A 14,548-nucleotide genomic window follows, 5' to 3' on the forward strand; every position below is an offset into this window, starting at 1 on the left:
AGATGAAAAAAATTTATATAGTAATCACAGCATTAGCGGTATTTTTATCTGCAGGTTGTAAGAAATATCTGGATGTTAATACAGATCCGGCAACACCTCAAGTTCCAGAAAATAGAACTTTAACTCCTCCATTATTTGCACAAATGGAAAGAGGTATTCAGTTTGATTCTAGGTATTTAGGTGGCTTAATTCAGTATTTCGGGGGGAATGTGAATGTTGGTGAAACACATGGTTGGTCGCCTGGCAGTGATGTAATGGGTGAGATTTGGCGAACCAATTATTATGGTCTTGGAGCTAACCTAAATCTAATTATTGAGGATTCTCAAGCAAAACAGGAATATAACTACATAGGATTAGCTCAGGCGTTAAAAGCTTGGAGCTGGCAAGTTACCACCGATTATCATGGAGAAATTATTTTGAAGCAAGCCTACGAGCCGAATCGTTATATTTTCGATTACGATAAACAAGAAGATGTTTATGCTGAAGTAGTAAGATTAGCAAATGAATCCATTGCCAATTTCTCCCGTACAGATGGAACCGGTAGTGTGGCTAAAATGGCTGGTGCAGATTTAATTTACAATGGAGATAATGCCAAATGGATTAAGTTTAACTATGGTGTTTTGGCAAGAAATGCAAACAATTTAATCAATAAGGCCAGCTATAATCCAACTAAAGTGATCGAATATGTAGATAAAGCATTAGCAAGTAATGCAGATAACTTTCTTGTTCCGAACACGGGTGCTACAGCTGCAAATGGAAATTTCTTTGGGCCTTTAAGAGCAAACTTAGCCGCTTATCGCCAAACCAGAATGATTGTAGGTTTATTGGATGGAACTTATTTTGCTGGTACTCAAGGGGCTGTTATCGATCCAAGAATTACAAATATGATTACACCTTCAGCAGATGGTATCTACAGAGGAACAAACCCAGGTTCGCTTGATCCGGGAACTGCAGCGCTAAGAAACCAAATACCAAATCCTTGGGGTGTTTTAGCTTCAGCCAATCCAGGCCCTGGTTTAGGAAAATATTTGTTTAGAGATAACGCTACGTTTCCTGTCATGACTTACGCTGAAATGCAATTTATTAAAGCTGAGGCAGCTTTTAGAGGCGAAAATCCAACACTGGCATATACCGCTTATTTAAATGGTATCTCAGCTAGTATCGATTTTGTAAGTGGACTTGGAACAGCGATTACAACAGCACAAAAAACTGCTTACATGACTAGTGCCGCGGTAAAACAAAGTGCAGCTACGCTAACTTTAAGAGATATTATGTTGCAAAAATATCTGGCATTATATGGCTACGGTTTCGTAGAAACCTGGTGTGATTTACGTAAATACAATTACAATGCTGGCGATGTAAAGGGAAATAACCCATATTTAGGTGTTTTCTTTTTTCCACCTAGTTTTTATCCAGATAATGGTGGTAAACCGGCACAACGCTATCGCCCGCGTTACAACTCTGAATATTTATGGAACGTAGCTGCATTAAAAGTTATTGGCGCTGATTTGCCAGACTATCATACTTACAAAATGTGGTTCTCTCAACCTTAATTAATATTATTATGAAAAAGACATTATATATTTTAATTGCTATTGCTACCACATTTGCCGCTTGTAAAAAAGGGGAGTTGGTAGAAAGTACGCCTTATACCAAGATCAATGTTGGTGACCCTGCTTATTCTTTCCTGAGATTTATCAATGTAACTCCTGGTAGTCCAAGCATTAACTTTTATTTGAATGATACCAGAATTTCTGGTGCATATAACGCCCTAACCGGAGAAACGGGCTTCAGTTATCTTAACATATTTCCGTTAATCGGGGGTCAATTTTTACCGATTACACCTGGAACAAATAAAATTGATGCAAAAATTGTTTCTTCAGCAGCCACCGATAAAAGCTTAAACGTATTTAATTCAACTATTACTACTGGAGGAGGTAAATATTATACAATGTTTACCACAGGCTCTTACAACACAGCAGACAAGAAAATTACTAGTTCGTTGCTGTTAGAAGAAGTTAAGCCAGCTTTAGATACAACTAAAATCTTTGTAAGATTGGTGAATCTTTATAACGGTGGTACGGCCAATATAGATATGGTTCAGAGAACTACAGGACAGATTATAATTCCAAATGTTGCATTTAATTCCGCATCTGGGTTTGTAGAAATTCCTTTGCCTGGACAAGCAAATATATATCAGTTTAACAATACTGGTACTACTACGCAAACTTCACCAACTTTGATTACAGCAACACTCACCAAAGGACAAGCTTATACATTTGTCTTGAGAGGAGTTGCCGGTTCAACCACAACTCCATTTGGGATAAATTTCTACGCATCCTTTTATTAAAAAAGTTATTATATTAGAAAAGACAAGGTTATTTAGCCTTGTCTTTTTTTTTGACTATCAAAGCCATGCGATACCTCATTCTGTTTCTTGGTTTGTTGTTTTTCAATACTGCATTTTTATATGCTGATACATTTACAGTCACAAACAATTTAAACGCTGGAGCCGGATCTCTCCGAGATGCCATAGAAAAAGCTAATACTAACGGTACCACAGACATAGATTATATTTATTTCAATTTACCAGGCTCATCTTTAGCAGATGTCACCATCCCCTTAGAAACAGAACTGCCCATACTCACATCGAATATCATTATCGATGGAACTAGTCAACCGTTTTCCGCCCTCGGTAACCCAAATATCAAAATTAGTTTAACTAAAGTTATTGCCACTTATTTTAATGGCTTAAGAATGGACAATGCAAATAATATTGAAGTATATGGTTTGCTTTTTAGTAATTTTCAGTCTGATCCATTAGGTGCAATTGAAGATAAAAAAGGTGGGATTTATCTTTATAATGCTAAAGACATTGTAATCGGCGCACCAAATAAGCCTAACTGTTTTATAAACTGTTATGCCGGGGTATTATCACCCTTCGTTATCCCGAAATTTTTTATAGAAAACGTTAAAATATCATCTAACATTTTTGGCTTAGCAGAGAATGGACTAACAGTTTCACCGAATGAAACAGGTATTGACATCAGTTTTATGAAAAATGGCATTATCGGTGGTGAAACAATAGAAGAGGGCAATTTAATTACGGGAAATACGCGAACAGGGATTGCCCTTGGTGGTGCCGAAGGCCAGAATAAACTTACCAATAACATCATTGGTTTGGATAAAAATCTGAATCCGAAGCCTACGCTAGCCGCAAAAGGAATGTACGTAAATGGAGGAACGAGCGCACCGCTAATCACCGATAACATTATAGGTGTTCAATCGATAGCTATTCATGTAGATTACGTTAATGATGGTTTCGTAATCGCCCGTAACCGAATTGGAACAGGCAAAGTCGGAACAGAGAACTTCTCTAACACTTTAGGCATTCATATTAATTTTTCAAACACAAAGGGCCTCATTGGCGGTCCCAGTGTAACTGATCAAAATTTTATCGCGTATAACAAAACAGCAATCCTCATTGAAAATTCCTATCCAATATCTATTTTTAAAAATAGTATTTATTGCAACAGCAATGCTGCAATCACTTTTAAAAATCAAACACTTAATTCTGCAAAAATCGATGTCATCACACCAGCTGTAGTTAGTGGGGTCTATTCGCCAAATTCAATTGTTGAACTATTTTACACTGATGATTGTAGTGATTGTCAGGGTAAAACTTGGTTTGCTACTGTAAATACCGACGCTACAGGAGCGTGGAAATATACCGGGACTGTTACAGGAAAATTGACAAGCCTGGGAACCGATGCTAATGGCGCAACCTCAAATTTTTCTAAACCTCTAATTGATGATGCAGACAAACAAATTATTGATCCTTATTGTGGTTTAGCAACTGGTAGTATTAAAAATTTACATGTTTTTAATGCAAGTGTTTATCAGTGGTATAATGCGTCAGGCCAGATTGTTGGTAATCAGAAAGATTTGGAGAATGTGCCGGCAGGAACTTATTATTTGAAAGCCGGGCAGCTTGGTGCTTGTGATGTTACCTCTGCTTCTTATACCGTTGGTTCAATTGGCAATGGTATAGATGATGCTAATAAAAGAATTACAGATGAAATTTGTGGTGCCTCAAATGGAAGTATCAAAAATATTGGTGTGGCCAACAACCTGGCAAAAACGTGGTACAATCAGCAAGGTAATGTTGTCGGAAATGGTGGTGATCTGGAAAATATTCCGGCAGGTAATTATTATTTCAAGGCAGGGAGTGGTTCTTGCGAAATAACATCACCTAATTATGAGGTAAAAAATACGACTAAAAGTTATGCTGCAAAGTCGGTTTCAATTGTTATGGCAAGCTGCGGTAATGCCAATGGAAGTGTCACCATTCAGACTTATCAATCTGAAATCCCAACAGTTTTTAGCTGGACGGATGCCGAAGGAAGAATAATCAGCCGTACCGAGAAACTTAGCGGTGTATTTGCAGGAACTTATACTTTAACAGCTTCTGATGGACAAAGCTGCGAAAATGTTGTTGGTCTTTTCACTGTCGAAGCAACTGTAGTTCCGGTAATCGATCTGACTAAATTACAGTCTTTCGTAAGCTGCGATGGCAATTTGGTTACCGTCTCGGGAATAGAGATTATAGGCAATACGGCTCCATACGCCGTTCAATGGCTTGATGCAGATAACAACATCATTTACAATGAACTCAATCTAAAAGCAAAGATGGGAAAATATTCATTAAGGGTTTTAGATCAGTATGGGTGTGAAATCATTACAGAATTAATAGATCTTAATCGCCCTGAAAACAAAATACTTCAAATCCCGAATTCGATTACGCCAAATGGTGATGGAATTAATGATACCTGGCGGTTAAGTGGAGCAGAAAATTATCCTGAAGCCGAATTTTTTGTTTATAATAGAATTGGTGATCAGATATTCTATTCCAAAGGATATACAAAAGAATTCGATGGAACTTTTAGAGGCAAACCACTTAGTGTAGGGGTATATTATTATGTGGTCGATTTAAAATCTGATTGCGGAAAACTGACAGGCAGTTTAACTATCATCAGATAACATCGGTGAGATATTCACCTCATTGGTAACCAAAATCAAGCGCCAAAAAACTAATTTCTGGCGCCTGAATTTCTTATAAAATTTTAAATCCTAAACTCAACTGAAATAAGTTAGGCTTTTGGGTATATTTTTCACTTTTGCTGATGTTTGAAAGGCCAGCCTCATAACGCAAATCAACTGAGATTGCGCCAACATCTACACCTGCTCCAGCCTGGATGCCGAATGCCTGGTCTTTGTAGTTTTTAAAATCAGTGGCCTGATCATAAGCACTGCTAAAGCTGGAGTTTTCATCTAACACGAAGGAAACAACTGGCCCGGCCATTAATCTGAAGTTAAGATTATTGGCTCCAAACTTGGTTCCGAGTAAAACCGGAATATCTAAAGTGGTAAATTTCACCTTTCCTTCCGCGGCTATTTCAGTATTGTTGTTGTTGGTGAAGCTGATGAACTTATTTCCTTTGCTTCCGATATAAGCCTCAGGCTGCACATAGAAGCTAGCGCCGCCGATGCGGGCCCAGGCACCAACCTGGTAACCTAAACGATTTTCTTCGCTGGCAAAATCGGCATTTAGTTTAGATAAGTTTACACCTGCCTTAACCCCCAGGTTAAAAGTTTGCGCTTGAGATGTCGCCCAACCGATCGTTAGGAAAACAATAGAAAGGATGATTTTTTTCATGTTTTAAAGTTTTAAATTTTTGCGTGTTTGTTTTAATTAGATTGTATAACGGTGTTTTAACACTATTATGGTGTAAAGATATTCCCTAAAACTCTATTTTTTTAACACCCGAAACAAAAAAGTAATAACCTGAGCAAATATTTTTTACTTTTGCCTCAAATAAAATCTGCTATGGCTAATTTTCAACTTACTTCAGAAACTGCATTTAAGGTAAAAACAAAGTTCTTAAGGAAATACCGTGATTTGGCTAATGAGCCTTTGGAATTTACTCCAGGTAAAGAAGATCAATTGGTTGAAGATTTAATGCGCTTGGTAAAACGCGATCGTACATACATCGAATTTACTATCCAGAAAGCTCTGGCCGATACCAAAGGCAACAGACTTTAAAAGCCTAACACCCTCCCGGTAACATATACATTCTCTTATCTGCCAAATATCTTCTTTTAATATTTGCACCTTTTCGTACATTTACCTTTATAGAAAATAATCATCCCAACAGTTCAGGCTGTGCTGGATTATAAATAAAAAGGTATGAAGAAACTAAAATATTATGTTTTAGCGGCAGGTGTTTGCCTGGCTGTGATCTCTTTTTCTTTCAAAGAAGATTTATTTCTTGTATCAAAAAACCTCGACATTTTCGCATCACTATACAAGGAGATTAACATTAATTATGTGGATGATACCAATGCACCACAACTAATGAAAACCGGGATTGATGCCATGCTCGAGAGCCTCGATCCTTACACGGAATATGTTCCTGAATCAGAAATAGAAGACTATAAGTTAAAATATGTAAGTACGCAATATGGTGGAATTGGTGCTGCCACCGTGTTAATAGACGGTCAACTATTTATAAACGATGTGAGCGAAGGCTATCCGGCCAATAAAAGCGATGTGAAACCTGGTGATCAGGTTTTGAAGATAAATGGTATTGAAGTTAAGGGAAAAGAAAGAAGCCAGATCAGTCAGTTGTTACGCGGCCCAAAAGGAACCGTTGTTGATTTAACCTTAGTTAGAGATGGTAAGGAAATCCTTAAGAAATTAAACCGCGAAGAAATTAAACAACCCAATGTTTCTTACTCCGGTATGGTCGGCGATGGTATCGGCTATATCAAGTTGGATAAATTTTTGGAAAATTCCGGGCAAGAGGTAAAAGACGCATTGCTGGGCATCAACAAAGAAAATCCTAAAGGAATTGTTTTGGATTTAAGGAATAATGGTGGCGGCATTTTACAGGAAGCCGTTAAAATTGTAAACCTTTTTGTAGATAAAGATCAGTTGGTGGTAATTCAGAAAGGGAAAAATGCAGAAAAAACCATTACTTATAAAACGATGGCTGTGCCGGTTTCTACCTCTGTTCCGCTGGTGGTTTTAGTTAATGCAAATTCCGCTTCAGCTTCAGAAATTGTTGCCGGATCACTACAGGATTTAGACCGGGCAATTGTTATCGGACAGCGCAGTTATGGCAAAGGTTTAGTACAACAAACCTTTAATCTGCCCTATAATAGCCTGGTAAAAGTTACGGTAGCCAAATACTATACACCATCAGGCAGATGCATTCAAAAGCTCGATTATGCTCACAAAGATGCCAATGGAATTGCAGAGCGCTTCGCAGATTCAACAATCGCAATGTTCCAAACCAAAGCAGGTAGAAATGTGTATAGTGGTAACGGTGTTTACCCAGATGTAGTGGTAAATGCGGCCAAGTTAAGCCCGGTAACCATCACGATGATAAATAAAAGTTTGTTTTTTAATTATGCCAATGCCTATTGGAAGAAAAACCCAAAACTGGAATCGGCTAAAGTTTTTCAAATATCGGATGCAGACTATACAGCTTTTGTAAATACCTTGGCCGATAAAGATTTAACCTATCAAAGCCGGACAGAACGCTTACTTTCCGACCTGCGGGCAGAAGCTGAAAAAGAAAACAAATCTGCTGAGGTAAAGGCGGATTTGGAGAACTTGAAATATAAATTGACCTCCTCAAAAAAGAACGATTTAGCAACACACAAATCAGAAATCAAACGTGTATTGGAAACGCAAATCATCAGCAGATATTTTTTTGAAAAAGGTCGGATTGAGCAAAGTTTTCAGTACGATAAAGAACTAGCTGCTGCGAAGTCGCTTTTTACCAATCAACCACAAATGTTAGCTATTTTAAAAGGCGATGGAAACTACAAAGTAATCGGTAAGCCTGTTAAAGAAGTCGCCAGTATAGATTAACCCTAAATTCAGTCAACCCAAATAATATTTAATAACAAAATCATTTACTCAGGTAAAACGATTTAACAAATTCATATCTCCTATTATATCGATGAAATTAAAAAGCTTTAAACCATTCTTTTTTTGCGCCTCACTTTTTTTATCTCTTCACGTTCAGGCACAGAAAAGTGCTAAGCTAACTTCTTTTGTTGATCCTATAATTGGTTCGGCTAAACATGGGCATGTTTTTGTAGGTGCCAATGTTCCATTTGGTGCGGTGCAACTGGGGCCTAATAATATAATGGAAGGCTGGGATTGGTGCAGTGGTTACAATTATGTGAGCAACACCATCACCGGGTTTTCGCATACACATTTAAGCGGAACGGGCATCGGTGATTTAGGGGATATTTCAATTATGCCCGTTACCGGAGCAACCGTTTTAGAAAAGGGTAAAAAGGGAGCTGAAGAAAAAGGTTATCTTTCAACATTCACCCACGAAAATGAAATTGCAAAGGCCGGGTACTACAGTGTTTTGCTGGATAAATATAAAATCAGAGCTGAGCTCACTACAACTGATCGGGTTGGCTTTCATCAGTACAGCTTTCCAAAAAAATCGGCAACGCCACACATTGTGATTGATTTGGTAGAAGGCATTGGCTGGGATGCGCCCACCAATGTGTCTTTTAAGCAGGTTGACGCAACGACCGTAGTTGGCAACAGAAATTCAAAAGGCTGGGCAAATGATCAGCGTTTATATTTCGTTATTAAGTTTTCTCAACCTATAAACAGTTTCGATATTTATGATGATGATCAGCTGAAAAAAGGTAAAGAAATTAGTGGTAAAAAGTTAAAGGCAATAGCCAATTTCTCATCAATCAATAACAATAAGCTTCAAATCAAAGTGGCTTTATCTCCCGTTAGCATAGAAAATGCAATTCTTAACCTTCAAACTGAATTGCCGGGTTGGGATTTCGCATCGACAGTAAAAAATGCGGATGCGAAATGGGAGCGGGAGTTATCAAAGGTTAAAATCGATGCAAGCGTTAATACCAAAACAATATTTTATACGGCTTTATATCACACTATGGTTGCGCCGTCAATATTTAATGATGTGAATAAAGATTATCTGGGTACAGATAAAAAGGTTTACAGGGGAGCAAACTTCACTAATTATACTACCTTTTCTTTATGGGATACCTATCGGGCAGCAAATCCATTATATACCATCATCCATCAGGATCGCGTAAACGATGTGGTAAATACGATGTTGGCTATTTATAAAGAACAAGGCAAGCTGCCGGTATGGCATTTAATGGGTAATGAAACCAACACCATGGTAGGTTATCATGCCGTACCTGTCGTAGTAGATGCTTATTTAAAAGGTTATCGTGGTTATGATGTTAATCTAGCTTACCAAGCCGTAAAACAATCTGCCATGCAGAAAACCGATGGCATAGGGTATATTCAACAACTAAAGTATATCCCGGCAGAAAAAGTAAATGAATCAGTAGCAAAAGCCCTGGAATATGCCATTGATGATTACTGTATCGCCATGTTTGCAAAGGCGTTGAATAAAACTGAAGATTATCAATACTTCAGTAAAAGGGCACAGCTGTACAGGGAATATTTTGATCAGGATGTTCAGTTTATGCGTGGTAAAATGGCTGATGGGAAATGGCGTACACCGTTTAGTCCGGTTAAAGCTAAACATCGCGAAGATGATTATACGGAAGGAAATGCCTGGCAATATACCTGGCTCGTTCCTCAGGATGTGGAGGGCCTAATAAATCTTTTTGGTGGCGATAAACCATTTGTGAATAAACTGGATTCATTATTTATCGTTCCTGCAGATTTAGGCGAAAACAGCTCACCTGATATTTCCGGATTGATTGGCAATTATGCTCAGGGAAATGAGCCAGGTCATCATATTCCATATCTTTATGCCTACGCCGGCCAACCCTGGAAAACGGCCGATTTAATCAGAAAGATTGATAATGATTTCTTCACTGCTAAACCTGATGGTTTGTGTGGCAATGAGGATGTGGGTCAAATGAGTGCCTGGTATGTTTTTACGGCGATGGGCTTCTACCCGGTTAATCCTGCCAACGGGGCTTATGTCTTCGGGACGCCTCTGGTTAATTCAGCTACGATTGCTTTGCCTGAAAATAAAAAGTTCGATATCAGGGTAATTGGAAACAGCGTTGCAAATAAGTACATTCAAAAAATTTCGATCAATGGCAAACCATATAATAAAGGATTCATTTTGCATAAAACCATTTCCGATGGTGGTACAATGCAGATTTATATGGGCGATCAGCCTTCAAAAACATGGGGTGTGAATCCGGCAGATCGACCTGTTTCTACTAAATAGGAATTGATAGCAACCTTTAAAACCAAACTTTTAAAAATCAATGAAAAAAATATTTTTGTTTTGTGTGCTGCTTTTAAATCTGAAAGCCTTTTCGCAACAGCGTTATGAACTAAACTCAGGTTGGTTGTGTGTAAATGTGAAGGATGCCAGCGCCAGCGGATCTCAGATCTCAACTTTAGGCTTTAATACCAGTGGCTGGATGCCTGCCACTGTTCCCGGAACGGTTTTAACTACTTTGCTAAACAATAAAAAAGTTCCTGATCCTTTTTATGGGATGAACAATGAGAAAATTGCAGATATCTACAATGTCGGGAAAGAACATTATACCTATTGGTTTGTAAAGGATTTTAATGAAAGTGCAGCTGGAAATGACCAGGTTTGGTTACAGTTTCGGGGGATCAATTACAAAGCTGAGATTTTCTTAAACGGAAAAAAGGTTAATCAGAAAACCCATGAGGGTATGCACTTAAGGGCGAAGTACAATATTACCAAACTCCTTTCCTCAACTGGTAAAAATCGCCTGGCAGTAATCGTTTATCCTCCTGATTTTCCGGGTAACCCGAATGGCGGCCAGGGTGGGGATGGAACTATAGCAAAAGGTTTGACTACACAATACACTGCCGGTTGGGATTGGATTCAACCTACCCGCGATCGCAATACAGGTATCTGGGATAAAGTTACCATTGAAAAAACCAAAGGTATCAATATTCAAAATCCTCATGTTGTCACCTTGGTTCCTGGAAAAAGATTGCCAGGTGTTAAACAAGCGCCCGCAACTATCAAAGTATCTGTAGAGGTCGAAAATCCGACAGGGAAAGCCATTTCAGGAATTTTACAATATGAAATAGCCGGTAAGCTGGTTAAAAAAAATGTTACTGTTTCCGCTGCATCATCAGAAATTAAGTTTCCGGATTTAACCCTGGAAAACCCTAGACTGTGGTGGCCAAGCGGTTACGGCAAGCAAGACTTATATCCTGTGAATATTCGGTTTATCAGCGCCAACCAGGTTTTAGATCAGGAAAATTTAACTGTAGGAATCAGGCAGATTGACAACATATGGAATGAGCATACTAAAAGTATGGGTGCTTATGTAAACGGGCAAAAGATTTTTATAAAAGGTGGAAACTGGATCATATCTGATGCGATGTTACGTTTTAGTGATGCCCGTTATGACGCTGAAGTAAGGTATCATAAAGATATGAATCTGAATCTGATTAGAATTTGGGGTGGTGCGATTTTAGAGCGCCCTGAGTTTTACAATGCCTGCGATAAATATGGCCTGTTGGTTTTTCAGGATTTTTGGTTTAGCGGCGATTGTAATGGCCGTTGGGTTGATCCATTGAAAAAAGAAGATCAATGGACCAGAAGGAACTACCCTGATAATCATCCATTAGTGTTAACGGCTATTGAAGATCAGGTGAAAATGATTCGCAACCATCCTTCATTAGCTTTTTGGTGTGGTGGAAATGAGATTACTCCTCCGGAAGATATTTTGAATCCCATTAAAAACGACATTCTGCCTCGGTTAGATGGTACGAGAAAATTCTTTGATTTTTCCAATAGCGATGAAATGTCGTACAATGCAATTGGCGGCAATGGTGATGGACCATATGGTATTCAGGATCCGATAAGTTTTTGGGCCGTAAAAACTTTTCCGTATAACTCTGAAGTAGGTTCTGTCGGGGTGGGCGATTATGAATCGCTGGAGCGTTTTATTCCGAAGGAAAACATGATTGCACCACAATTTAAAAGCAAACCCGATTCCGTTTGGGATTATCATAAATATATCGGCTACGATCAATACATTAATCCATACGGGAAAGCTAAAGATGCCAAAGATTTTGCCATGAAGGCACAGTTGGTAAATTACGATCAATACCGGGCGTTAATGGAAGGTTTTTCCAATAAAATGTGGGACTGGTATACCGGCTCAATTATCTGGAAAACACAAAACCCATGGACAGCGCTGCGTGGGCAGATGTACGATTATTATTTAGATCCAAACGCCTGTTTATATGGCTTAAGGAAAGGAAGCGAGCCGTTGCATATCATGATGAATCCCTTAGACAGCATGGTAACAGTGGTTAACAATGGCCTAACAGATCGTAATAATTTAATGGTTCAGGCTAAAGTATATGATATGGCTGGAAAGGATTATTTCTACTCCCAGGTTTTCAATTCTATTGGAGCATCATCGGTTCGCCGGTTTTTTCCACTGAATGATTTCCTGAAGAAAATGGATCAGAAAGATGGCGTGTTTGTTTCCTTAAAATTATTGAATGAAAAGCAGGAGGTTTTGAGTGAAAACATTTATTGGTTAGCCGATAAAAATGGAAGCTATAAAGGGTTACAGGAACTCAAGTCAGCAAATTTAAGGGTTTCAGCAAACCGAACATCAAAAAATAAAATAGCCATAACTTTGAGCAATTCTATCGGTAATCCGGTAGCATTTTTTAACCGGATAGCGTTAATTAACCGTGAAACTGGAAAACGAGTCCTTCCGGCTTTCTACGATGATAATTATTTAAGTGTGCTCCCTGGCGAAACCAGAGTTGTTACCGTAGAATTTCCTGATGGAGAAAGTAACCTGGCTGTTGAAGTATATGGTTGGAATGTGGAGCGTCAGAAGATAAACATTCAATAGTGTTTTTGCTGCGAGGGCACTCACGCTCAGTTTCGTTATTGCAAGGTATGAAGCAAACTAGTGTAGCATAAAATTGTTTCACGCCTTGCAATGGCCAATAAGAGATAAAAAAAGGCGACACTGTTTTCAGTATCGCCTTTTTAATATTTTATATTTTCAGCTTAGCTTACACCGTGAAGTTTCACTTTTAAACCATCCATGTTATTATTTAACTGCAGCTGGCATGCCAAACGAGAATTTGGCAATAAGTCAGGCAAAGTATCTAACATGGCGTACTCATCATCGGTCATTTCATTTAGCTTTTCTTCGCCTTCTAAAACATCTACGCAACAAGTAGCACATAGTGCCATTCCGCCGCAAGTAGCTAATATATCATACTCAGATGCTTTCAAAAACTCCATCAAACTTAGTCCCATATCAGTTGGGGCTTCATGTGGTGTAACAGAACCATCCGGTTCCTGCATATATATTGTAATGTTGTTTTCCATTTTGCTCGCTTATAAGCGCAAACTTAACTAAAATAGTTTTTTATTGAAACAATATTAACGCAAAGCTTAAAATTCTGAAACGCCGTTTACTGTTGTGTACTTCATGGTGTATTTAACTCCAGGATTCATGTAAGAATAAGCGCTATGACTCATTAACGCCGCCTCGTGAAAACCACAAAGAATTAACTTCAATTTATTTGTGTAAGTATTGATATCGCCAATTGCATAAATACCCGGAATGTTGGTAGAGTAATCGTCAGTATTTACTTCGATAGCACTTTTGCTGATGTTTAAATTCCAGGCTTCAATTGGGCCTAATTTCGGGCTCAGCCCAAATAAAGGAATTAAATGATCTGCAGCTACAACCGTTTTTTCCATTGTACGGTTTTGTACAATTTCAACCTGCTCTAATTTATCATTACCATGAACGGCCTGTAAATTGCTGTTTAAAACAAGATTGATTTTTCCGCTTTCAGCCAGTGCCATTACTTTGGCAACAGAATCAGGAGCACCACGGAAACTTTCGCTTCTGTGCACTAAAGTCAGCTCAGAACAAACATCTGCCAAATAAATGGTCCAGTCCAAAGCAGAGTCGCCACCACCAGCAATAACCATCTTTTGATCACGGTATTTCTCCGGATCAAGGATCATGTAGTTAACACCTTTTCCGTTCTCGAAATTTTCAAGGTTTTCCACAGCAGGTTTACGAGGTTCGAAACAACCCAAACCACCAGCAATTACTACCACTTTGGCTTCAATTACCGTACCCATGTTTGTTGTAAGTACAAAATCAGCTTCGCCGCGTTTTTCTAACCCTTCGATACGTTCGCCTAGCGTAAAGGTTGGATGGAAAGGTTTTGCCTGTTCCATCAAATTATCAATAAGTTCTTGCGCCAATACCGATGGATAACCAGGAATATCATAGATCGGTTTCTTAGGGTAAATTTCAGATAGCTGACCACCAACCTGAGGAAGGTAATCAATTAAGTGGCAACGCATTTTTAATAAACCGGCTTCAAAAATGGCAAACAAACCAACCGGACCAGCGCCTATTACGGCTATATCAGTAGAGATCATTCAAAAAAATTTGTTGCAAAGTTACAAAATAAACTTTTATCAATTTCTCT

General features: G+C 38.5%; 10 protein-coding genes. 7 read left to right on the forward strand and 3 right to left on the reverse strand.

Features of this window, described 5'->3' with window-relative positions:
- The first annotated feature begins 2 nt into the window (after positions 1 to 2).
- From EA772_RS06675 to EA772_RS06685, 3 genes are all read left to right on the forward strand, one after another.
- Positions 3 to 1,553 (forward strand): SusD/RagB family nutrient-binding outer membrane lipoprotein, encoded by a 1,551-nt coding sequence (locus EA772_RS06675; protein ID WP_124911998.1) that lies wholly within the window; start codon positions 3 to 5, stop codon positions 1,551 to 1,553.
- Between the two features lie 11 nt (positions 1,554 to 1,564).
- Positions 1,565 to 2,350 carry a DUF4397 domain-containing protein gene (locus EA772_RS06680; RefSeq protein ID WP_124912000.1) on the forward strand — a complete coding sequence of 262 codons (786 nt, stop codon included), beginning with the start codon at positions 1,565 to 1,567 and terminating at the stop codon, positions 2,348 to 2,350.
- Between the two features lie 65 nt (positions 2,351 to 2,415).
- Positions 2,416 to 5,040, forward strand: a complete 2,625-nt coding sequence (locus tag EA772_RS06685; protein WP_124912002.1) for a gliding motility-associated C-terminal domain-containing protein — start codon at positions 2,416 to 2,418, stop codon at positions 5,038 to 5,040.
- Between the two features lie 73 nt (positions 5,041 to 5,113).
- Here EA772_RS06685 and EA772_RS06690 read toward each other — a convergent pair whose 3' ends face one another.
- The gene (locus EA772_RS06690; protein ID WP_116168663.1) at positions 5,114 to 5,716 is read right to left on the reverse strand and encodes a porin family protein; all 603 of its coding nucleotides are present in this window, start codon (positions 5,714 to 5,716) and stop codon (positions 5,114 to 5,116) included.
- A 171-nt stretch (positions 5,717 to 5,887) separates the two neighbouring features.
- Here EA772_RS06690 and EA772_RS06695 point away from each other — a divergent pair, with 171 nt between their 5' ends.
- The 4 genes from EA772_RS06695 (at position 5,888) to EA772_RS06710 (ending at position 12,933) form a co-directional block, all read left to right on the forward strand.
- Positions 5,888 to 6,103 (forward strand): hypothetical protein, encoded by a 216-nt coding sequence (locus tag EA772_RS06695; RefSeq protein WP_010599278.1) that lies wholly within the window; start codon positions 5,888 to 5,890, stop codon positions 6,101 to 6,103.
- A gap of 144 nt (positions 6,104 to 6,247) precedes the next feature.
- Entirely contained in the window at positions 6,248 to 7,939 is a 1,692-nt protein-coding gene (locus EA772_RS06700; protein ID WP_124912004.1) for a S41 family peptidase, read from the forward strand.
- Positions 7,940 to 8,030: 91 nt separating this feature from the next.
- Entirely contained in the window at positions 8,031 to 10,289 is a 2,259-nt protein-coding gene (locus EA772_RS06705) for a GH92 family glycosyl hydrolase (RefSeq protein WP_124912006.1), read from the forward strand.
- Positions 10,290 to 10,329: 40 nt separating this feature from the next.
- Positions 10,330 to 12,933, forward strand: a complete 2,604-nt coding sequence (locus EA772_RS06710; protein WP_124912008.1) for a glycoside hydrolase family 2 TIM barrel-domain containing protein — start codon at positions 10,330 to 10,332, stop codon at positions 12,931 to 12,933.
- Between the two features lie 161 nt (positions 12,934 to 13,094).
- On the opposite strand, the gene EA772_RS06715 is transcribed toward EA772_RS06710, so the two are convergent.
- Entirely contained in the window at positions 13,095 to 13,397 is a 303-nt protein-coding gene (locus tag EA772_RS06715) for a 2Fe-2S iron-sulfur cluster-binding protein (RefSeq protein WP_010599274.1), read from the reverse strand.
- 90 nt (positions 13,398 to 13,487) lie between these two features.
- Complete coding sequence (locus EA772_RS06720) at positions 13,488 to 14,498, reverse strand: NAD(P)/FAD-dependent oxidoreductase (protein WP_124912010.1); 1,011 nt, start codon at positions 14,496 to 14,498, stop codon at positions 13,488 to 13,490.
- Positions 14,499 to 14,548: the final 50 nt, after the last annotated feature.

The organism is Pedobacter sp. G11 (assembly GCF_003860265.1).
GTDB lineage: Bacteria > Bacteroidota > Bacteroidia > Sphingobacteriales > Sphingobacteriaceae > Pedobacter > Pedobacter agri.

Bases quoted from the DNA above. Each gene is read 5' to 3' on its own strand.
- EA772_RS06685 (WP_124912002.1), top strand. From the start codon at position 2,416: ATGCGATACCTCATTCTGTTTCTTGGTTTGTTGTTTTTCAATACTGCA.
- EA772_RS06710 (WP_124912008.1), top strand. From the start codon at position 10,330: ATGAAAAAAATATTTTTGTTTTGTGTGCTGCTTTTAAATCTGAAAGCC.
- EA772_RS06680 (WP_124912000.1), top strand. From the start codon at position 1,565: ATGAAAAAGACATTATATATTTTAATTGCTATTGCTACCACATTTGCC.
- EA772_RS06715 (WP_010599274.1), bottom strand. From the start codon at position 13,397: ATGCAGGAACCGGATGGTTCTGTTACACCACATGAAGCCCCAACTGAT.
- EA772_RS06675 (WP_124911998.1), top strand. From the start codon at position 3: ATGAAAAAAATTTATATAGTAATCACAGCATTAGCGGTATTTTTATCT.
- EA772_RS06695 (WP_010599278.1), top strand. From the start codon at position 5,888: ATGGCTAATTTTCAACTTACTTCAGAAACTGCATTTAAGGTAAAAACA.
- EA772_RS06700 (WP_124912004.1), top strand. From the start codon at position 6,248: ATGAAGAAACTAAAATATTATGTTTTAGCGGCAGGTGTTTGCCTGGCT.
- EA772_RS06720 (WP_124912010.1), bottom strand. From the start codon at position 14,498: ATGATCTCTACTGATATAGCCGTAATAGGCGCTGGTCCGGTTGGTTTG.
- EA772_RS06705 (WP_124912006.1), top strand. From the start codon at position 8,031: ATGAAATTAAAAAGCTTTAAACCATTCTTTTTTTGCGCCTCACTTTTT.
- EA772_RS06690 (WP_116168663.1), bottom strand. From the start codon at position 5,716: ATGAAAAAAATCATCCTTTCTATTGTTTTCCTAACGATCGGTTGGGCG.